Origin of the sequence: Polynucleobacter nymphae, assembly GCF_018882155.1 — a bacterium.
Taxonomy (GTDB): domain Bacteria; phylum Pseudomonadota; class Gammaproteobacteria; order Burkholderiales; family Burkholderiaceae; genus Polynucleobacter; species Polynucleobacter nymphae.
Genome location: NZ_JACVPA010000001.1, coordinates 1195141 through 1215993 on the forward strand (window position 1 = coordinate 1195141; position 20853 = coordinate 1215993).

At 46.5% G+C, this 20853-nt stretch carries 16 protein-coding genes, 4 tRNA genes, 1 rRNA gene and 1 pseudogene; all 22 read right to left on the reverse strand.

The window, feature by feature from the left end; translation table 11 throughout:
- Window position 1: 1 nt before the first annotated feature.
- The 22 genes and pseudogenes from rplW to rrf all read right to left on the reverse strand — a co-directional run bounded on the left by rplW (window position 2) and on the right by rrf (window position 20794).
- Complete coding sequence (gene rplW / locus ICN29_RS06190; protein ID WP_068947693.1) at window positions 2–316, reverse strand: 50S ribosomal protein L23; 315 nt, start codon at window positions 314–316, stop codon at window positions 2–4.
- Window positions 313–933, reverse strand: coding sequence for a 50S ribosomal protein L4 (rplD, locus tag ICN29_RS06195; protein ID WP_216130727.1), 621 nt, complete (start codon window positions 931–933; stop codon window positions 313–315). The genes rplW and rplD overlap by 4 nt, the downstream gene beginning before the upstream one ends.
- 11 nt (window positions 934–944) lie before the next feature.
- Window positions 945–1601, reverse strand: a complete 657-nt coding sequence (gene rplC / locus ICN29_RS06200) for a 50S ribosomal protein L3 (RefSeq protein WP_088525886.1) — start codon at window positions 1599–1601, stop codon at window positions 945–947.
- A gap of 196 nt (window positions 1602–1797) precedes the next feature.
- Complete coding sequence (gene rpsJ, locus ICN29_RS06205; RefSeq protein ID WP_011901899.1) at window positions 1798–2109, reverse strand: 30S ribosomal protein S10; 312 nt, start codon at window positions 2107–2109, stop codon at window positions 1798–1800.
- Window positions 2110–2240: 131 nt separating this feature from the next.
- Window positions 2241–3431: an elongation factor Tu gene (gene tuf, locus ICN29_RS06210; protein WP_216130729.1), complete on the reverse strand. Its 1191-nt coding sequence runs from the start codon at window positions 3429–3431 to the stop codon at window positions 2241–2243.
- Between the two features lie 49 nt (window positions 3432–3480).
- A complete protein-coding gene (gene fusA / locus ICN29_RS06215; RefSeq protein ID WP_216130731.1) occupies window positions 3481–5583 on the reverse strand; it encodes an elongation factor G in 2103 nt (700 codons plus the stop codon).
- Between the two features lie 27 nt (window positions 5584–5610).
- Window positions 5611–6081 (reverse strand): 30S ribosomal protein S7, encoded by a 471-nt coding sequence (rpsG, locus tag ICN29_RS06220; RefSeq protein WP_088525606.1) that lies wholly within the window; start codon window positions 6079–6081, stop codon window positions 5611–5613.
- Between the two features lie 163 nt (window positions 6082–6244).
- Window positions 6245–6625, reverse strand: a complete 381-nt coding sequence (gene rpsL / locus ICN29_RS06225; RefSeq protein WP_216130733.1) for a 30S ribosomal protein S12 — start codon at window positions 6623–6625, stop codon at window positions 6245–6247.
- 177 nt (window positions 6626–6802) lie between these two features.
- Window positions 6803–11065 carry a DNA-directed RNA polymerase subunit beta' gene (rpoC, locus tag ICN29_RS06230; protein WP_216130735.1) on the reverse strand — a complete coding sequence of 1421 codons (4263 nt, stop codon included), beginning with the start codon at window positions 11063–11065 and terminating at the stop codon, window positions 6803–6805.
- A 1-nt stretch (window position 11066) separates the two neighbouring features.
- Window positions 11067–15167: a DNA-directed RNA polymerase subunit beta gene (gene rpoB / locus ICN29_RS06235; protein ID WP_216130737.1), complete on the reverse strand. Its 4101-nt coding sequence runs from the start codon at window positions 15165–15167 to the stop codon at window positions 11067–11069.
- 226 nt (window positions 15168–15393) lie between these two features.
- Window positions 15394–15771 (reverse strand): 50S ribosomal protein L7/L12, encoded by a 378-nt coding sequence (gene rplL / locus ICN29_RS06240; RefSeq protein ID WP_216130739.1) that lies wholly within the window; start codon window positions 15769–15771, stop codon window positions 15394–15396.
- Window positions 15772–15930: 159 nt separating this feature from the next.
- Window positions 15931–16449 (reverse strand): annotated as a pseudogene (gene rplJ, locus ICN29_RS06245) (50S ribosomal protein L10); the annotation flags it as partial.
- Between the two features lie 237 nt (window positions 16450–16686).
- Entirely contained in the window at window positions 16687–17388 is a 702-nt protein-coding gene (gene rplA, locus ICN29_RS06250; protein ID WP_216130743.1) for a 50S ribosomal protein L1, read from the reverse strand.
- A gap of 2 nt (window positions 17389–17390) precedes the next feature.
- On the reverse strand, window positions 17391–17822 hold the full coding sequence (rplK, locus tag ICN29_RS06255; protein ID WP_088525601.1) for a 50S ribosomal protein L11: 432 nt from the start codon (window positions 17820–17822) through the stop codon (window positions 17391–17393).
- A gap of 151 nt (window positions 17823–17973) precedes the next feature.
- Window positions 17974–18546 carry a transcription termination/antitermination protein NusG gene (gene nusG / locus ICN29_RS06260; RefSeq protein WP_255538080.1) on the reverse strand — a complete coding sequence of 191 codons (573 nt, stop codon included), beginning with the start codon at window positions 18544–18546 and terminating at the stop codon, window positions 17974–17976.
- Window positions 18547–18553: 7 nt separating this feature from the next.
- The gene (gene secE / locus ICN29_RS06265) at window positions 18554–18931 is read right to left on the reverse strand and encodes a preprotein translocase subunit SecE (protein ID WP_216130745.1); all 378 of its coding nucleotides are present in this window, start codon (window positions 18929–18931) and stop codon (window positions 18554–18556) included.
- 20 nt (window positions 18932–18951) lie between these two features.
- A tRNA-Trp gene (locus ICN29_RS06270) sits at window positions 18952–19027 on the reverse strand.
- A gap of 26 nt (window positions 19028–19053) precedes the next feature.
- Complete coding sequence (gene tuf / locus ICN29_RS06275) at window positions 19054–20244, reverse strand: elongation factor Tu (protein ID WP_216130729.1); 1191 nt, start codon at window positions 20242–20244, stop codon at window positions 19054–19056.
- A gap of 71 nt (window positions 20245–20315) precedes the next feature.
- Window positions 20316–20390, reverse strand: a tRNA-Thr gene (locus ICN29_RS06280).
- Between the two features lie 21 nt (window positions 20391–20411).
- Window positions 20412–20485 (reverse strand) — tRNA-Gly (locus tag ICN29_RS06285).
- Window positions 20486–20490: 5 nt separating this feature from the next.
- A tRNA-Tyr gene (locus tag ICN29_RS06290) sits at window positions 20491–20575 on the reverse strand.
- Window positions 20576–20680: 105 nt separating this feature from the next.
- Window positions 20681–20794, reverse strand: a 5S ribosomal RNA gene (rrf, locus tag ICN29_RS06295).
- Between the last annotated feature and the right edge of the window lie 59 nt (window positions 20795–20853).

Genomic DNA, 20853 nt, shown 5'->3' on the forward strand with positions numbered 1-20853 from the left:
ATTAATTCGCCTCCGCTTCAAAGTTAATTTCTTGACCTGGCTTCAAATTCACATAGGCCTTCTTAGTATGGTCACGACGACCTTCAAAACGGCCATAGCGCTTAGGCTTGCCCTTTTGATTCACGATTTGAACTGAGTCAACTTGCACTTTGAAGAGCAATTCAACAGCTTGTTTCACATCGCTCTTGTTTGCATCGCGAGCTACTTGGAAAACTACTTGTTCGTTTTTCTCTGCAACCATAGTGGCTTTTTCAGAGATAACCGGTCCAAGCAGAACCTTCATGAGGTTGTGATCGTTTTTACGGACTTGGCTCATTTCAGCAACTCCTCAATTTTTGCGATCGCAGCTTTGCTTACCAACACTTTTTTGTATTGAACCAAAGCTAATGGATCAGCGTGCTGTGGCTCACAGACAGCAATCTTATGCAAGTTACGTGATGCCAAGTACAAATTCTCACTAACCTGATCAACGATTATCAAGACTGAATCCAAACCCATTGCCTTAACTTTGTCAGCTAATTCTTTGGTCTTAGGCGCATCGAGATTGAATTGATCAACTACATTCAAACGACCTTCGCGAGCTAACTGAGACAAAATAGATCTCATACCAGCGCGGTACATTTTCTTGTTAACTTTTTGGCTGAAATTCTCTTCAGGAGAATTTGGGAATATACGACCGCCTCCGCGCCACAATGGTGAGGAGCTCATACCAGCACGGGCACGACCAGTACCTTTTTGACGCCAAGGTTTTTTGGTGGTGTGCTTAACTTGCTCACGGTCTTTTTGTGCACGGTTACCGCTACGTGCATTTGCTTGGTAAGCCACTACAACTTGGTGTACCAACGCTTCGTTATATTCGCGTTCGAATACTTCTGGTGAAGCTTGTATGCCTGCACCTAAAGTACCGTTGTCTTGGAGAAGCTTAAGTTCCATATTCGCTCTCCTTATTTCTTCTTCAACGGTGTTTTCACCGCTGGAGTAACAATAACTTTACCGCCTGGAGCGCCTGGAATAGCGCCTTTAACCATGATGAGATTACGTTCTGCATCAATGCGTGCGATGACTAAATTTTGAACTGTTTTGGTAACGTCACCAAGGTGGCCAGTCATGCGCTTACCTGGGAAAACACGACCTGGATCTTGTGCCATACCAATAGAGCCTGGTACGTTATGTGAACGTGAGTTACCGTGGGAAGCGCGACCAGAAGCAAAGTGATAACGCTTGATGGTGCCTGCATAACCCTTACCGATAGACACGCCTTGCACGTCTACTTTTTGGCCAGTAGTAAATGCAGCTTCAGCAGTAATCACTTGTCCTGGTGTCATTTCTGCGATTTTTGCTGCATCTAATTGGAATTCGTTGAGACCGTTACCAGCCATCACACCTGCTTTAGCAAAGTGACCAGCCATTGATTTGGTAACGCGAGTAGCTCTACGTGTGCCATGTGCCAACTGGATAGCATCATAGCCATCAGTTGCCTGGGTCTTGATTTGAGCGATTCTGTTGTCGCTCACGTCGATTACGGTCACAGGAATTGAATCCCCTTCGTCCGTAAATAGACGGGTCATGCCGACCTTGCGGCCGATTAAGCCTAAGCTCATATTCATGCTCCACGCCGACTACGATTGGTCGGCAAAATTAATTTAAGTGATTTACAAGTAAAAGTACTTCTAAATCAATAACTTACAACGTTTTTAATGCTAATAAAATCATCAACTTCGCCCAAATAATCGAGCGAAGCCTTAGATTCTATCCCGAAAGTCCAGTCTTGGCAAGAGCAAAGACTGGAAAAAGTGATTACTGCAGCTTAATTTCGACGTCCACACCAGCTGGGAGGTCTAATTTCATCAAAGCATCTACTGTTTTCTCAGTAGGATCAACGATATCCATCAAACGAAGATGGGTACGAATCTCTAATTGATCACGAGATGTCTTGTTCACGTGTGGTGAACGCAAGATATCAAAACGCTCAATACGGGTTGGCAAAGGTACTGGACCCTTGACAACCGCACCAGTACGCTTAGCTGTGTCAACAATTTCAGCTGCAGACTGGTCAATTAAGCGATAGTCAAATGCTTTAAGACGAATACGAATTTTTTGGTTTTGCATATTAATTCCAAAGAGCGGTGTGGTGCTGCCACGTTATACATCTAAAGAGCACGGTGACATCAGCAGCACTGATGTCACCGGTTAGCAAACCGCTAAATATTATTTACTTCTACTGCGAAATCTATTTGCTACTAAGCCAAAATCTTTGCAACCACACCGGCGCCAACAGTACGGCCACCTTCGCGGATCGCAAAACGTAAACCTTCTTCCATCGCGATTGGTGCAATGAGTTTGACGGTAATCGTGACGTTATCACCAGGCATCACCATTTCTTTATCTTTTGGCAACTCAATTGAACCAGTTACGTCCGTAGTACGGAAGTAAAACTGGGGACGATAGTTGTTAAAAAATGGAGTATGACGACCACCTTCATCTTTACCCAAGATATACACCTCAGCGGTAAAGTGAGTATGGGGAGTGATGGAACCAGGTTTGGCCAATACTTGGCCGCGTTCCACTTCTTCACGTTTTGTGCCGCGTAACAAGATACCAACGTTATCGCCAGCTTGACCTTGGTCGAGCAATTTGCGGAACATTTCAACACCAGTACAGGTGGTTTTTAAGGTTGGCTTGATACCGATGATTTCAATCTCTTCACCGACTTTAACGATCCCGCGCTCAATACGACCGGTCACTACAGTACCGCGACCAGAGATCGAGAACACGTCTTCTACTGGCATCAAGAAGGCACCATCAATGGCGCGCTCTGGTGTAGGGATGTAAGTATCAAGTGCCTCAGCCAATTTCATGATGGCTTCTTTACCCATCGGGCCTTCGTCACCTTCAAGGGCCAACTTAGCAGAACCTTGAATGATGGGTGTGTCATCGCCTGGGAAGTCATATTTAGACAGAAGTTCACGAACTTCCATTTCAACTAACTCGAGCAATTCAGCATCATCAACCATATCGCATTTGTTTAAGAACACGATGATGTAAGGAACACCTACTTGGCGTGCCAAGAGGATGTGCTCACGCGTTTGTGGCATGGGGCCATCAGCAGCAGAGCAAACCAAAATTGCGCCGTCCATCTGGGCAGCACCGGTAATCATGTTCTTCACATAGTCAGCATGTCCTGGGCAATCCACGTGAGCATAGTGACGGTTCGCTGTCTCATACTCTACGTGCGCAGTATTAATCGTAATACCACGGGCCTTTTCTTCTGGTGCAGCATCGATCTGATCGTATGCTTTTGCTTCGCCACCAAATTGCTTTGAGAGCACGGTTGCAATCGCCGCTGTCAAAGTGGTTTTACCGTGGTCAACGTGACCGATGGTGCCTACGTTTACGTGCGGTTTTGTCCGCTCGAACTTTTCTTTTGCCATTTTTGTCTGCCTTCTTTAGCTAGTCAATATTCAAAATAATGTGGATAAATTACTTCGCTTTAGCAGCCATAACTGCTTCAGCAACGTTCTTAGGTGCTTCGGTGTAATGCTTAAATTCCATGGTGTAGGTAGCGCGACCCTGGGTCAACGAGCGTAAGCCGGTTGAATAACCAAACATCTCTGCCAATGGGACTTCAGCGCGCACGATCTTGCCGCCGCCTGGAATGTCATCCATGCCTTGCAAAATTCCGCGACGGGATGAGAGGTCACCCATTACGTTACCCATGAAATCTTCTGGTGTTTCAACTTCAACAGCCATCATCGGCTCAAGTAATACAGGGGCTGCCTTACGCATACCATCTTTGAACGCCATAGAGCCGGCCATCTTAAATGCGTTTTCATTGGAGTCAACGTCATGGTATGAACCAAAGAACAGAGTTGCTTTGATATCCACAACTGGGTAGCCAGCCAAAATACCCGAGTTCAATGTCTCGCGAATACCTTTTTCTACAGCAGGGATGTATTCACGCGGTACTACGCCGCCTTTAATGGCATCAACGAACTCAAAACCTTTGCCTGGGGCTTGTGGCTCAAGCTTCAGAACAACGTGACCGTATTGACCACGACCGCCTGATTGCTTAACAAATTTGCCTTCAATTTCTTCGCAAACTTTACGAATTGTTTCGCGGTAAGCAACCTGTGGCTTACCAACAGTTGCTTCAACACCAAATTCCCGACGCATACGATCAACCAAAATTTCTAAGTGGAGCTCGCCCATTCCAGAAATAATCGTTTGCCCTGATTCTTCGTCAGTCTTCACGCGGAAAGATGGATCTTCTTGTGCCAAGCGATTCAAAGCAAGACCCATTTTTTCTTGGTCTGGCTTGGTCTTTGGCTCAACTGCTTGTGAGATCACCGGCTCTGGGAATACCATGCGCTCCAAAATCACAATGCTGTCTGGATCACACAAGGTTTCACCGGTAGTTGCATCTTTCAGGCCAACTGCTGCAGCGATATCGCCCGCATGAACTTCTTTAATTTCTTCGCGTTGGTTTGCATGCATTTGCAGCAAACGACCAACACGCTCTTTTTTACCCTTGATTGGGTTGTAAATCGTATCGCCAGACTTCATCACACCTGAATAAACACGGAAGAAAATGAGCTGTCCAACGAATGGGTCGGTCATGATCTTAAATGCCAACGCGGAGAATTTCTCATCATCAGCAGCTTTACGAGTAGTAGGTGTTCCATCTTCCAATTCGCAAGGAACTGGCGGAACGTCTAATGGGGATGGCAGCAATTCAATGACTGCGTCCAACATCGCCTGAACACCTTTATTTTTGAAAGCTGTTCCGCATAGCATTGGAACGATTTCATTAGCGATTGTGCGCTGACGCAGTGCGCCTTTAATTTCATCTTCGGTCAAGCTTTCGCCGCCGAGATACTTTTCCATCAATTCTTCTGAGCTCTCTGCAGCAGCTTCGAGCATTTTCTCGCGCCACTCGTCAGCAGAAGCTTGCAACTCAGCAGGAATCTCTGCGTAAGTAAACTTAGTACCCTGTGATTCTTCATCCCAATAGATAGCCTTCATTTTGACCAAATCTACAACGCCTTTGAAGTTTTCTTCGGCGCCAATTGGAATCTGGATCAAAATTGGGTTCGCTTTGAGGCGAGTCTTCATTTGGTCATAGACCTTAAAGAAGTTCGCACCAGTACGGTCCATCTTGTTAACGAATGCCAAACGTGGAACATGGTACTTATTAGCTTGACGCCAGACAGTTTCAGATTGTGGCTGTACACCACCTACCGCACAGTAAACCATGCAAGCACCATCTAAAACGCGCATTGAACGCTCAACTTCAATGGTGAAGTCTACGTGTCCTGGGGTATCAATAATATTGATACGGTGCTCAGGCATTGTTCCTGCCATGCCCTTCCAGAAAGTAGTCGTAGCAGCAGAAGTAATGGTAATACCACGCTCCTGCTCTTGCTCCATCCAGTCCATGGTAGCAGCACCATCATGTACTTCACCAATCTTGTGATTAACACCGGTGTAGAACAGAACGCGTTCTGTAGTTGTCGTTTTACCTGCGTCAATGTGCGCAGAGATACCAATATTGCGATATCTTTCGATTGGGGTTTTACGTGCCACTGTTGGTGCCTTTTCTTTGCTATTTAATTAGAAGCGGAAATGTGAGAAAGCTTTATTAGCTTCTGCCATACGGTGAACTTCTTCACGCTTCTTCATTGCGCCGCCACGACCTTCAGCAGCTTCTAATAATTCATTGGCTAAACGTTGAGCCATCGATTTCTCGCCACGCTTTTTAGCAGCTTCGCGCACCCAGCGCATGGCCAAAGCGGAACGGCGTGATGGACGAACTTCAACAGGAACCTGGTAGTTAGCACCACCAACACGACGGCTCTTTACTTCAACCATTGGCTTAACATTGCCCATGGCTGTAGAAAAAATTTCGAGCGGCTCTTTCTTTGCTTTTTTCTCGATGTGGTCAAAGGCACCGTAAACGATACGCTCTGCAACCGATTTCTTGCCGTCCAACATGAGGACGTTCATAAATTTGGCTACTTCTACATTGCCGAATTTTGGATCCGGCAAAATTTCCCGTTTGGGAACTTCACGACGACGTGGCATAACTATTCCTTCAGTTCAGTTAGGGGCGGCCTTTTTGGATCGCCCACTCCGGTTACCCTACTATCTAGAAAAAATTTCTAGACGGAGCAACCACTTACTTGTCTTTTAAGTCTGACAAAAAAATGACTTACTGCAAAAACTTTGTTGCTTATCTAATAAAAGATTAAGCTGCCTTCTTAGCGCGTTTAGCACCGTACTTGGAACGCGATTGCTTGCGGTCTTTAACGCCTTGCAAGTCAAGTGAACCGCGAACGATGTGGTAACGCACACCTGGCAAATCCTTTACACGACCGCCGCGGATCAACACTACTGAGTGTTCCTGGAGGTTGTGGCCTTCACCACCAATGTATGAAATCACTTCAAAACCATTGGTTAAGCGAACTTTAGCTACTTTACGAAGTGCAGAGTTCGGTTTTTTAGGGGTGGTTGTGTACACACGTGTACAGACACCACGGCGCTGCGGACTGTTTTCCAGTGCAGGGCTTTTGCTTTTAACGGTCAGCCTTGATCTTGGCTTACGTATTAATTGATTAATTGTTGGCATAAAATAGCTCGGTTAGTACTTCTTTGTTGCTTTCTTCAAGAAAATCAATGACTTAGAGAATTTCTAGGTCAAAAAGACCCTCTTCTGAATCAGTAGAACTCAGCATTCTAGCTTGGCCAGCCTTTTCCGTCAACCAAATGGGGAAAAAACTGGCCATATCCAGCCAGAATGACCAAATTAGCTCGGATCAGCCTCCCCAGCAGGAGCAACGACTTCAGCCTCAATTTCTACAGGCATATTGGCCATTGCTTCCTCTTCGGCGGCAATCATTTGGGCGCGATCACGCTCGAATTGCTCTCTGACCTTGCGGGCACGGCGGTAAGACAAGCCGGTACCAGCAGGAATCAGGCGACCAATAATGACGTTTTCCTTGAGTCCACGGAGTGTATCGGTCTTGCCCATAATTGCGGCTTCAGTCAATACGCGGGTAGTTTCTTGGAAAGAAGCCGCTGAAATGAAGCTATCTGTCGACAAGGACGCCTTAGTAATACCCAGTAATACGTTCTCAAACAGAGCTGGGCGCTTACCTTCAGCAATCACTAAATCGTTCGCATCATAGAGCTTTGAACGCTCAACTTGTTCACCGGTGATGTAAGCAGTATCGCCACCATCAGTAATTTGCACGCGACGCAGCATTTGACGCACGATCACTTCAATGTGCTTGTCATTAATCTTCACGCCTTGCAAACGATAAACGTCTTGAACTTCATCAACGATGTAGATAGCCAACTCTTCAATACCTCTGAGCGTCAAGATGTCGTGTGGATCGGCAGGGCCTTCCACAATCATCTCGCCCTTGTTCACAACTTGACCGTCATGAACGAGAACTTGCTTCTCTTTAGGAATTAAGAATTCATTAGCTTCGCCGTCCATATCGGTAATTACCAAACGTTGTTTACCTTTGGTTTCTTTACCGAAGGAGACTGTTCCAGTGACTTTCGCCAATACAGCTGCATCTTTTGGTGAACGTGCTTCGAACAATTCTGCAACGCGTGGCAAACCACCAGTAATGTCGCGAGTCTTCTGTGATTCGATTGGAATACGCGCTAATACCTCGCCAACTTCAACCTTCTGGCCATCTTTAACAGTAATCAAAGCGCCAACTTGCAGGCCAATGTTTACTGGATGATCAGTGCCAGCGATCAATACCTCTTCGCCTTTAGCATCGATCAAGTTAATGAATGGACGAACGCCTTTGCTTGCAGCACTACGACGTTTGCCATCAATCACCACCAAAGTGGAAAGACCAGTGACTTCGTCAACCTGCTTAGCAACGGTTACACCTTCTTCAACGTTGTCGAAGCGAGCGATACCAGCGTACTCAGAAATAATCGGACGTGTTAACGGATCCCATGTTGCCAAGCTTGCGCCAGCCTTAACTGCTGCACCTTCTTTTAACGAAAGGGTTGCACCGTAAGGCACTTTATGACGTTCGCGCTCACGACCATTGTCATCAACGATCAAGGCTTCACCAGAACGTGAAATCACGATCTGCTCACCCTTTGCGTTCTTCACAACACGCATCGTGCCGGAGAACTTCAATGCACCGTTAGACTTGGCTTCAATATTACTTGCAACCAATGCACGTGATGCTGCGCCACCAATGTGGAAGGTACGCATAGTTAACTGTGTGCCTGGCTCACCAATGGATTGAGCAGCAATAACACCCACTGCCTCACCAACGTTTACCAAACCACCGCGACCTAAGTCACGTCCATAGCACTTCGCGCACAAACCAAAGCGAGTTAAGCAAGACAGTACTGTGCGAACTTTAACTTCGTCGATACCCAATGCAACGATTTGATCAACATGATCTTCATCGAGCAAGGTGTCATTAGGAACGATGACTTCTTGCGTATCTGGGTGAACAACATCACCGATACATACACGACCCAAGATGCGGTCACGCAATGCTTCGATAATTTCGCCGCCTTCAACCAGCGCCTTCATAGTTACACCATTCGTTGCGCCACAATCATCTTCGATCACCACGAGATCTTGAGTAACGTCGCATAAACGACGAGTCAAGTAACCAGAGTTCGCTGTCTTCAACGCAGTATCTGCTAGACCTTTACGAGCACCGTGGGTTGAGATGAAGTACTGCAATACATTCAAACCTTCACGGAAGTTTGCAGTAATTGGGGTTTCAATAATGGAGCCATCCGGCTTAGCCATCAAACCACGCATACCGGCTAACTGACGAATCTGCGCTGCAGATCCACGCGCACCAGAATCCGCCATCATGTAGATGGAGTTAAAGGATTCTTGACGCACAGTTTTACCGTGACGGTCGACTACGTCAACATGTGACAACTCATCCATCATCGCTTTACCAACTTGGTCACCTGCAGCACCCCAAATATCAACCACGTTGTTATAACGCTCTTGATTGGTTACAAGACCTGACATGAACTGCTTGTCATATTCCTTAACCTTGGTAGAAGCCTCAGTAATGATGCGCTCTTTAGATGTTGGGATCAGCATATCGTCGATTGCAACCGAGATACCGGCATTAGTCGCCAAGCGGAAACCAGACTGTAGGAGGCGATCGGCAAAAATCACAGTTTCACGAAGACCGCACTTACGGAATGAAGTGTTGATCAAACGTGAGATTTCTTTTTTCTTCAGAGGTTTATTAATTTCCTCAAAAGTCATACCCTTAGGCAAAATCTCAGACAAGATTGCACGGCCAACTGAGGTTTGATAAATCGAAGTTTTTTCAGCAAAACGCGCATCGCCTTCTGCTTTCTTATCCACAATCTCAAACTCGGTAATACGCACGGCAACACGTGAAGCTAATTCAACTTCTCCAGCTTCATATGCACGCACAACTTCAGTGATATTCGCGAAGACCATGCCTTCGCCTTTACCATTGATCTTGTCGCGGGTAGCGTAGTACAGACCCAACACCACGTCCTGTGAAGGAACAATTGATGGCTCACCGTTAGCTGGGAACAACACGTTGTTCGAAGCCAACATCAAGGTGCGTGCTTCCATTTGCGCTTCGAGCGACAAAGGAACGTGAACCGCCATTTGGTCACCGTCAAAGTCAGCGTTAAATGCCGCGCAGACTAATGGGTGCAACTGGATTGCTTTACCTTCAATCAGCATTGGCTCAAAAGCCTGAATACCGAGACGGTGCAATGTAGGCGCACGGTTGAGCATGATTGGATGCTCACGAATCACTTCTTCGAGAATATCCCAAACGATTGGAGTCTGGCTTTCAACTTCCTTCTTCGCAGCCTTAATTGTGGTTGCAATTCCCAAAGTCTCAAGCTTGTTGAAAATAAATGGCTTGAATAATTCTAAGGCCATCAATTTTGGTAAGCCGCACTGATGCAATTTCAAAGTAGGGCCAACCACGATGACTGAACGACCAGAGTAGTCAACGCGTTTACCCAATAAGTTTTGACGGAAACGACCGCTCTTACCTTTAATCATCTCAGCCAAGGACTTGAGAGGGCGCTTGTTAGCGCCAGTCATAGCCTTACCGCGACGACCGTTGTCGAGCAATGAGTCAACCGCTTCTTGCAACATGCGTTTTTCGTTACGAACAATAATCTCTGGTGCGCGCAACTCTAACAAACGCTTCAAACGGTTGTTACGGTTGATCACACGACGATAGAGATCGTTCAAATCGGAAGTAGCAAAGCGACCGCCATCCAATGGCACCAATGGGCGCAATTCGGGTGGCAATACTGGCAACACTTCCATGATCATCCAGTCAGGCTTAATCCCTGAAGTCTGGAACGCCTCGAGCACTTTTAAGCGCTTAGCGTATTTCTTGATCTTGGCATCGCTACCAGTAGCTTTTAATTCAGCACGAATAGTCTCTACTTCACGATCGATATCAATCGAACGTAATAGATCACGAATACCTTCGGCGCCCATGATGGCGGTAAATGCACCATCACCATACTCTTCAGTCTTAGCAATGTATTCATCTTCAGACATGATCTGAGCGCGCTTCATTGCGCCTTCAGGGGTCATGCCAGGATCAACCACGACATATGCTTCAAAGTAGAGAACGCGCTCAATATCACGCAATGTCATATCGAGAACCATGCCCAAGCGGGATGGTAAGGACTTCAAGAACCAAATGTGTGCAACGGGGGCCGCCAACTCAATGTGGCCCATGCGCTCACGACGAACCTTAGCGAGGGTTACTTCAACGCCGCACTTTTCGCAAATAACACCGCGGAACTTTAAGCGCTTGTACTTGCCGCATAAGCACTCGTAGTCTTTGGTTGGTCCAAAAATCTTGGCGCAGAACAAACCATCACGCTCGGGCTTAAAAGTCCGATAGTTGATAGTTTCTGGTTTGCGTACTTCACCAAAAGACCATGAGCGAATTTTCTCAGGAGAAGCGAGACCAATTTTGATGACATCAAACTGTTCTTCGCCCTGTGTTTGCTTAAATAAATCGAGCAATGCTTTCATATCAGTTGCGCTCCATGTCAATGTCAATACCCAACGAACGGATTTCTTTTACCAGCACGTTGAAGGATTCGGGCATGCCAGCATCAATTGTGTGCTCGCCCTTGACGATGTTTTCGTAAACCTTGGTACGGCCTGCGACGTCATCGGACTTCACTGTCAGCATTTCCTGCAAGACATATGAAGCACCGTATGCTTCGAGAGCCCAAACTTCCATCTCACCAAAGCGCTGACCACCAAACTGAGCTTTACCACCCAATGGCTGTTGCGTTACCAATGAGTAAGGTCCGGTTGAACGTGCATGCATCTTGTCGTCGACCAAATGGTGGAGCTTCAAGACGTGCATTACGCCAACAGTGACTGGACGCTCAAATTGATCGCCAGTCCGACCGTCACACAGAATCATTTGCTGACGTGATGGGGTCATCTTCAAAGATTTAGCAACATCTTCTGGATATGCCAACTCGAGCATGCGACTGATTTCTGCTTCAGTAGCACCGTCAAACACTGGTGTAGCAAATGGCAAGCCTTGGCGAAGATTCTCAGCCAACACATTGATTTGCTCATCCGTGAAATTGTCGATGTCTTCGATGCGACCGGTTTCGTTGTAAAGCTGCTTAAAGAACTTACGCATCTCAGTTTGCTTAGCGTGCTCACGAACCATCTCGTCGATACGCTTGCCAATACCTTGAGCTGCCCAACCTAAGTGGGTTTCCAAGATCTGGCCGACGTTCATACGGGAAGGAACACCCAATGGATTCAAGACGATGTCAACAGGGCGTCCGTCAGCCATAAATGGCATGTCTTCCGCAGGGGCAATTTTAGAAACCACACCCTTATTACCGTGACGACCGGCCATCTTGTCACCAGGCTGTAAGCGACGCTTAACAGCTAAGTACACCTTAACCATCTTAGTTACGCCAGGCTGCAAATCATCACCCTGGGTAAGCTTAGTGCGCTTCTCTTCAAAAGCTTCATCAAACTGTTTACGTTTCGCTTCAATGGAAGATTTAATCGCCTCAACTTGAGAAGCAATATCATCATCCGCTGGACGAATATCGAACCAATGGTATTTATCCAAATCAGCAAGGTAATCCTTGTCGATCTTGCTGCCTTTAGCTAATTTCTTAGGGCCACCGTTAACAACTTTGCCAACCAGCAGCTTTTCTAAACGCATGAAAGCATCGCCCTCAACAATACGCAACTGATCGTTTAAGTCCAAGCGATAGCGTTGCAATTCTTCCTGAATAATTGCTTGTGCACGTGCATCGCGCTCAATGCCTTCACGAGTGAAGACCTGAACATCAATGACGGTACCAATCATTCCTGAAGGAACACGCAAAGAGGTATCTTTAACATCAGATGCTTTTTCACCGAAGATCGCACGCAGTAACTTCTCTTCAGGAGTGAGAGTAGTCTCGCCCTTTGGAGTTACCTTACCAACTAATACGTCGCCAGCTTCAACTTCAGCACCGATGTACACAATACCGCTCTCATCCAAACGGGAAAGTTGTGACTCTGCCAAATTGGAAATATCGCGAGTAATTTCTTCTGAACCAAGCTTAGTATCACGCGCAACAATCGACAACTCTTCAATATGAATAGAGGTGTAACGATCGTCAGCAACCACTTTCTCAGAAATCAAGATTGAATCTTCGAAGTTGTAACCGTTCCACGGCATAAATGCCACAGTCATGTTTTGACCCAAAGCCAACTCACCCAAATCGGTAGATGCGCCATCAGCAACAACGTCGCCTCGTACAACACGATCGCCAACCTTCACGATTGGACGTTGGTTGATATTGGTGTTTTGGTTTGAACGGGTGTATTTGATGAGGTTGTAAATATCTACACCAACTTCACCAGCTGCAGTTTCGTCATCGTTCACACGAATCACAACACGGTTTGCATCAACGTAATCCACGATACCGCCACGGTTAGCCAATACAACAGTACCCGAGTCAACTGCAACAATGCGCTCTAAGCCTGTACCAACCAATGGCTTATCTGGACGCAAGCAAGGAACTGCTTGACGCTGCATGTTCGCACCCATCAAGGCACGGTTTGCATCATCGTGCTCCAAAAATGGTACGAGTGAGGCAGCAGCAGAAACGATCTGGCTAGGAGCAACGTCAATAAAATTGATGCGCTCTGGGCTAACCATCATGGTCTCACCAGCTTCACGTGCAGAAACTAACTCATCAGCTAACTTACCATTTTTATCGATCGTCGCGTTAGCCTGAGCAATCACATACTTGGCTTCTTCAATCGCAGAGAGGTAAACCACTTCATCGCTTACCTTGCTATTAGCAACCTTACGGTATGGAGTCTCTAAGAAACCATGCTCATTCAAACGCGCAAAGAGTGCGAGTGAGTTGATTAGACCGATGTTTGGTCCTTCTGGAGTTTCAATTGGGCAAACACGTCCGTAGTGGGTTGGATGCACGTCGCGCACTTCAAAACCTGCGCGCTCGCGGGTCAAACCACCAGGTCCCAATGCAGAAATACGACGCTTGTGCGTAATCTCTGAAAGTGGGTTGGTTTGGTCCATAAATTGGGACAACTGTGAAGAACCGAAGAACTCACGAATCGCAGAAGAGATTGGCTTGCTGTTAATCAAGTCATGCGGCATGAGGTTTTCTGTTTCGGCTTGGCCTAGACGTTCTTTAACCGCACGCTCAACACGTGATAAACCAGCACGGAATTGGTTTTCGGCCAATTCACCAACGCAACGTACACGACGATTACCTAAGTGATCGATATCGTCTACTTCGCCCTTGCCGTTACGTAAATCAACGAGAGACTTAATGGTGTCGAGAATATCTTCGTTCGACAGAACCATTGCACCTTCCATCTCAGCGCGGCTAAGACGGCTATTGACCTTCATACGGCCAACACGAGATAAGTCGTAGGTATCTTCACTGTAGAACAAACGCTGGAACAAAGCTTCAACAGCATCTTCAGTTGGAGGCTCACCAGGACGCATCATGCGATAGATGGCAATACGAGCAGCCATTTGATCAGCAGTTTCATCAGTACGTAATGTCTGAGAAATATACGCGCCAGAATCTAAATCATTGGTGTAAATGGTTTCCAATTGCTTAATGCCTGCATCACGCAATGAAGCCAATAAATCTTCAGTGATTTCATCGTTCGCGTATGCCAAGATTTCACCAGAATCTGGATCAACAATATTGCGTGCAACCACACGACCAACTAAATAGTCATCTGGTACAGCGATTGTTTTGGTCTTTGCAGCTTCGAGTTCACGAATATGCTTTGCATTAATACGCTTGTCTTTTTGAATAACAACCACGCCATTTTTATCAAGCACATCAAAGTTAGCCAACTGTCCACGCAAACGCTCTGGAACAAATTCCATTGAGCCGCCATTGGCGGTTAACGCAAAATGATCAAAGTTAAAGAAGTTTGCAAGAATCTGCTCGTTGTTTAAACCGATTGCTTTAAGCAAAATGGTGACGGGCATCTTACGACGACGGTCAACGCGGAAATACAGAATATCTTTTGGATCAAACTCGAAATCAAGCCATGAGCCACGGTAAGGAATGATGCGCGCTGAGAACAGCAACTTACCAGAACTATGGGTTTTGCCCTTATCGTGCTCAAAGAACACGCCTGGGGAACGATGCAACTGAGAAACAATCACGCGCTCAGTACCGTTGATCACAAAAGAGCCATTTTCTGTCATGAGTGGAATTTCACCCATATAGACTTCGCTCTCTTTTACCTCTTTTACCTTAGTAGGCGCTTCGCGATCATAAATAATCAAGCGAACTTTTGCGCGTAGGGCAGAGTGGTAGGTGTAACCACGCTGTTGACATTCTTTAACGTCAAATGGTGGCTGTGATAACTGGTAAGACACGTATTCCATACGTGCATAGCCGTTGTTAGACACAATAGGGAATGCTGAAGTAAAGGCAGCTTGAAGTCCCTCAGTAAGACGAGACATGGCTGGCTTTTCAGCCTGTAAAAATTTAGCGTAGGATTCCAGCTGCGTTGCGATCAGGTACGGAACCTGGTGGTTATTTACGCGTTTAGCAAAGCTTTTACGGACTCGCTTGCGTTCGGTGAAGCTATAGTTCATTTCATCTCCGAATTCAGCGACTGTACAAAGATTTGGCGATTGGCCACTACCAATCACTGGCGGACAACACTAAATCGATAGACTTAGTGTCCGACCAAACTTGCATTCTGCAGTCGTATCAGAAGGCAAACCCGATTTCAATCAGAAATGAAATCGGGTTTGACCACTAATGGTCAAACCCAACATAGCTAACGCTCCTTTATGAGAAGCGCTAGCCGAGTTTGTATTACTTGAGTTCTGCTTTAGCGCCAGCTTCTTCGAGCTTCTTCTTAGCTTCTTCAGCAGTTTTCTTGTCAACGCCCTCTTTGATTGGCTTTGGTGCGCCATCAACCAAGTCCTTAGCTTCTTTCAAGCCAAGGCCAGTAATTTCGCGTACTGCTTTAATTACTGAAACTTTGTTTGCGCCAGTTTCGAGCAAGTTAACAGTAAATTCTGTTTGCTCTTCAGCAGCAGCACCGCCACCGCCTGCACCAGCAGGACCAGCAACAGCCATCGCTGCAGCTGAAACGCCAAACTTCTCTTCGAACGCTTTAACCAAGTCGTTCAAATCCATTACAGACATGCTACCTACTGCATCAATGATTTCTTCTTTAGTAATCGCCATTTTTAGCTCCTAATACTTAAATAGTTAATCTGTCGCTTATTCAGCGGCAGGGGTTTCTTTTGCTTCTGGATCTGCGGCTGCAGGCTCTGCACTTGCTTCTGGAGCGGCTGTTTCGGCAACCACCTCAGCAACAACTTCTGCTGGGGCTGCTACAACTTCAGCTACAGGTGCTGCAACTGGAGCGGGTGCTCCTGCTGCTTTTTGCGCTGCTACTGCGCCCAATACACGAGCCATCGCAGAAACAGGCGCCAACATCACACCTAACAACTGAGATAACAACTCGTCGCGGCTTGGAATTGACGCAAGGGATTTAACGCCCGCTACGTCTAACAGCTTGCCGTTATATAAGCCAGCTTTAATGACTAGCATGTCTTGAGTCTTAGCAAAGTTCTGCAATACTTTTGCCGAAGCAATCGGATCAGCAGAGATGCCGTAAATCAAGGGGCCAACCATCGAATCAGCAAGAGGCTCAAACTGTGTGCCTTGTGCAGCACGGCGTGCCAATGTGTTCTTCAAAACGCGAAGATATACACCTTGGTCACGTGCGCTAGCACGTAGCTTTGTCAACTGCTCAACTGGAATACCACGGTATTCAGCAAGCACGACGGTTTGGGCTCCAGCCAATTGAGCGCCGACATCAGCAACAATCGCTTTTTTGTCTTCTACATTCAAAGGCACGGTTTAACTCCATAAAAACCAACTGTTTCCAGTTGGGGTTACACACCAGCGTCTGATCATTTGTTCACAAAAACTCTTGTGAAAATCTTTTCAGGGTCGCCATCTGCGCTGGCTCTTACTTTCGTAAGGATTAAGAATTTATTCTTTACAAGCAACTCATTCACCAACGGTCTTTGATGTTCGACTCTCACTCAAAGAGTGGGAGTCGACCCAAAGTTCTTTTTTGTTACAAGCTACTTACTGAGCAGCCTGTAACGATGCCTGGTCTACACGTACGCCTGCACCCATGGTGCTGCTTACGGCAACCTTCTTTAAAAATATTCCTTTTGATGCAGGTGGCTTTGCTTTATTCAAAGCCTCAAGCAATGCGAGCAAGTTTGATTTCAATGCAGTTGGCTCGAATGAACGACGGCCAATACTTGCGTGCACAATGCCGGCCTTGTCGACGCGGAACTGAACTTGACCCGCTTTTGCATTCTTCACCGCAGTAGCAACGTCAGGAGTCACTGTTCCTACTTTTGGATTTGGCATCAAACCACGTGGGCCCAATACTTGACCTAAAGTACCAACAATTTTCATTGTGTCTGGGGATGCGATCAAAACATCAAAATCAATTTTGCCGCCCTTAATTTGTTCGGCAAGTTCTTCCATGCCAACGATTTCTGCACCAGCAGCTTTAGCTTGTTCAGCCTTTTCGCCTTGTGCAAAAACCGCTACACGAACGTGTTTACCTGTACCAGCTGGGAGCACTACTGCGCCACGCACAACTTGGTCAGATTTCTTAGCATCAATACCCAACTGAACAGCAACGTCGATAGATTCATCGAACTTCGCAGTTGCGCACTCTTTAACAAGAGTTAAGGCCTCCTCTAATGAGTAGAACTTGTTGCGATCAACCTTAGATTGAATCGCTTTTACGCGTTTAGATAATTTAGTCATGATTAGAGACCTTCCACAGTGATGCCCATGGAACGGGCGCTACCAGCGATTGTTCTAACAGCTGCATCCATATCAGCTGCTGTCAAATCTGGCATTTTTGCTTTAGCGATTTCTTCCGCTTGAGCACGTGTAATTTTTCCTACCTTATCGGTATGAGGGCGTGGTGATCCTTTTTCGAGCTTCGCAGCCTTCTTAATCAGAATCGTTGCTGGGGGAGTCTTCATCACAAAAGTGAAGCTCTTATCAGCAAATGCTGTAATCACTACTGGAATTGGAAGGCCTGGCTCCATGCTCTGAGTTTGAGCATTGAACGCCTTACAGAATTCCATAATGTTAAGACCGCGTTGACCCAATGCTGGACCTACGGGAGGTGATGGATTTGCTTTACCTGCAGGGATCTGCAGTTTGATAAAGCCAATAATCTTCTTTGCCATGTGTTGCTCCTGAAAGCGCGCCTAACCTCATGAGGAAAGACCGCTGTTGAGTAAACGCTTTGCTAGTTTTTGGCTTTCTAGCGCCGCTCCTCGGTTATTACTAACCACTTAAAACCTACTGCTACTGGAAACTAGGACTAAGTCCTTGTTTTTACATCTTTTCTACCTGACCGAACTCCAGCTCAACTGGGGTACCGCGGCCAAAAATTGTAACAGAAACGCGCAATCTTGACTTCTCATAATTGACTTCTTCAATATTTCCGTTGAAATCAACAAATGGGCCTTCTTTAACGCGCACAATCTCACCCACCTCAAACAAGGTCTTAGGCTTAGGTTTATCAACCCCAGCCTGCATTTGATCCATGATTTTGGCTACTTCAGCAGTAGAAATAGGGCTTGGGCGGTTACGAACCCCGCCAACGAAACCAGTCACTTTTGGCGTATTTTTCACCAAATGCCAGCTTTCGTCGGTCATTTCCATCTCAATGAGGACGTATCCCGGGAAGAAACGACGCTCAGTAACTGATTTTGCGCCACCTTTGATCTCAACAACCTCTTCGGAGGGAACCAAAATGCGACCAAATTTCTCAGGCATGCCAGAACGCGCAATACGCTCCTCGAGACCTTTTTTGACGCTCTTTTCCATACCAGAATAGGCGTGAATAACGTACCAGCGCATATTGCCAGTAGCTTGTGGGTTTACGGCCAACTCAGAATCGATCATTTTTCACTCACTTCCAACCTAAAAAGGCTGAAAAAACTAGCCATTCAATCAATTTGTCTGCAATCCATAAAAACAGGGACATGATCAGAACAAAGCCAAATACGACTAGAGTCATTTGGGTCGTCTCTTTACGAGTTGGCCAAACAACCTTTTTTACTTCATACCAAGAATCTTTCGCATAGGCGATAAAGCGTCGCCCATCCGGTGAAATCGCCACAATCAAAACCGCAGCAGCAATGCCACCAAACAGAACGCCCAAGCGCACCAATAAAGATTGGTCAATGAGCGTGTAATAAAGCACCAACGCTGCAACGACGATTAAAGCAGCGAGTCCGGAGACCCAACTGCTCTTTTCTTCAGAGTGACTTACAGTTTGTTGAGACATATTGCTTTCAGTTCAAATCGTGGCAGGGGCGGAGGGCATCGAACCCCCAACCTTTGGTTTTGGAGACCAACGCTCTGCCAATTGAGCTACACCCCTTTATAAAAACTCATTACTTAAAACTACTAAGCCAAAATCTTTGCAACCACACCGGCGCCAACAGTACGGCCACCTTCGCGGATCGCAAAACGTAAACCTTCTTCCATCGCGATTGGTGCAATGAGTTTGACGGTAATCGTGACGTTATCACCAGGCATCACCATTTCTTTATCTTTTGGCAACTCAATTGAACCGGTTACGTCCGTAGTACGGAAGTAAAACTGGGGACGATAGTTGTTAAAAAATGGAGTATGACGACCACCTTCATCTTTACCCAAGATATACACCTCAGCGGTAAAGTGAGTATGGGGAGTGATGGAACCAGGTTTGGCCAATACTTGGCCGCGTTCCACTTCTTCACGTTTTGTGCCGCGTAACAAGATACCAACGTTATCGCCAGCTTGACCTTGGTCGAGCAATTTGCGGAACATTTCAACACCAGTACAAGTGGTTTTCAAGGTTGGCTTGATACCGATGATTTCAATCTCTTCACCGACTTTAACGATCCCGCGCTCAATACGACCGGTCACTACAGTACCGCGACCAGAGATCGAGAACACGTCTTCTACTGGCATCAAGAAGGCACCATCAATGGCGCGCTCTGGTGTAGGGATGTAAGTATCAAGTGCCTCAGCCAATTTCATGATGGCTTCTTTACCCATCGGGCCTTCGTCACCTTCAAGGGCCAACTTAGCAGAACCTTGAATGATGGGTGTGTCATCGCCTGGGAAGTCATATTTAGACAGAAGTTCACGAACTTCCATTTCAACTAACTCGAGCAATTCAGCATCATCAACCATATCGCATTTGTTTAAGAACACGATGATGTAAGGAACACCTACTTGGCGTGCCAAGAGGATGTGCTCACGCGTTTGTGGCATGGGGCCATCAGCAGCAGAGCAAACCAAAATTGCGCCGTCCATCTGGGCAGCACCGGTAATCATGTTCTTCACATAGTCAGCATGTCCTGGGCAATCCACGTGAGCATAGTGACGGTTCGCTGTCTCATACTCTACGTGCGCAGTATTAATCGTAATACCACGGGCCTTTTCTTCTGGTGCAGCATCGATCTGATCGTATGCTTTTGCTTCGCCACCAAATTGCTTTGAGAGCACGGTTGCAATCGCCGCTGTCAAAGTGGTTTTACCGTGGTCAACGTGACCGATGGTGCCTACGTTTACGTGCGGTTTTGTCCGCTCGAACTTTTCTTTTGCCATTTTTGTCTGCCTTTAGTTAACTCTTAAACCAAAACACGAAATACACAATTAATAAAAAATAATACGAAACCTGGTGCCCATGGGCAGGATCGAACTGCCGACCTCTCCCTTACCAAGGGAGTGCTCTACCACTGAGCCACATGGGCCAATCTTTTTGCTACAAATTCTGGAGCGGGATAAGAGAATCGAACTCTTGACCGAAGATTGGAAATCTGCTGTTTTACCATTAAACTAATCCCGCACATCTGGTGGAGGGGGTAGGATTCGAACCTACGTAGGCATAGCCAACAGATTTACAGTCTGCCTCCTTTAGCCGCTCGGACACCCCTCCGCGAACCCAATATTCTGACTCCAAACGGAGTGTCTGTCAATCTCTCTAAACGCTCTGCACAAGTAAAAACGCCCAGACCTAAAGGGGTCTGGGCGTCGCATTGGTGCCCGGCAGTTACCTACTTTCACACGGGTAATCCGCACTATCATCGGCGTAGAATCGTTTCACTGTCCTGTTCGGGATGGGAAGGAGTGGTTCCAATTCGCTATGGTCACCGGGCGTAGAGGGTCGAGTTGCTGATAAATCAACAACTCTATTTGAGTAAGCATGTAATAAGG

Bases quoted from the DNA above. Each gene is read 5' to 3' on its own strand.
- tuf (WP_216130729.1), bottom strand. From the start codon at position 3,431: ATGGCAAAAGAAAAGTTCGAGCGGACAAAACCGCACGTAAACGTAGGC.
- rplL (WP_216130739.1), bottom strand. From the start codon at position 15,771: ATGGCGATTACTAAAGAAGAAATCATTGATGCAGTAGGTAGCATGTCT.
- nusG (WP_255538080.1), bottom strand. From the start codon at position 18,546: ATGATCGATTCTGAGTTGGCCGTAAACCCACAAGCTACTGGCAATATG.
- rpsL (WP_216130733.1), bottom strand. From the start codon at position 6,625: ATGCCAACAATTAATCAATTAATACGTAAGCCAAGATCAAGGCTGACC.
- rplK (WP_088525601.1), bottom strand. From the start codon at position 17,822: ATGGCAAAGAAGATTATTGGCTTTATCAAACTGCAGATCCCTGCAGGT.
- rplA (WP_216130743.1), bottom strand. From the start codon at position 17,388: ATGACTAAATTATCTAAACGCGTAAAAGCGATTCAATCTAAGGTTGAT.
- secE (WP_216130745.1), bottom strand. From the start codon at position 18,931: ATGTCTCAACAAACTGTAAGTCACTCTGAAGAAAAGAGCAGTTGGGTC.
- rpsJ (WP_011901899.1), bottom strand. From the start codon at position 2,109: ATGCAAAACCAAAAAATTCGTATTCGTCTTAAAGCATTTGACTATCGC.
- rpsG (WP_088525606.1), bottom strand. From the start codon at position 6,081: ATGCCACGTCGTCGTGAAGTTCCCAAACGGGAAATTTTGCCGGATCCA.
- rplW (WP_068947693.1), bottom strand. From the start codon at position 316: ATGAGCCAAGTCCGTAAAAACGATCACAACCTCATGAAGGTTCTGCTT.
- rpoC (WP_216130735.1), bottom strand. From the start codon at position 11,065: ATGAAAGCATTGCTCGATTTATTTAAGCAAACACAGGGCGAAGAACAG.
- tuf (WP_216130729.1), bottom strand. From the start codon at position 20,244: ATGGCAAAAGAAAAGTTCGAGCGGACAAAACCGCACGTAAACGTAGGC.
- rplC (WP_088525886.1), bottom strand. From the start codon at position 1,601: ATGAGCTTAGGCTTAATCGGCCGCAAGGTCGGCATGACCCGTCTATTT.
- rpoB (WP_216130737.1), bottom strand. From the start codon at position 15,167: ATGAACTATAGCTTCACCGAACGCAAGCGAGTCCGTAAAAGCTTTGCT.
- rplD (WP_216130727.1), bottom strand. From the start codon at position 933: ATGGAACTTAAGCTTCTCCAAGACAACGGTACTTTAGGTGCAGGCATA.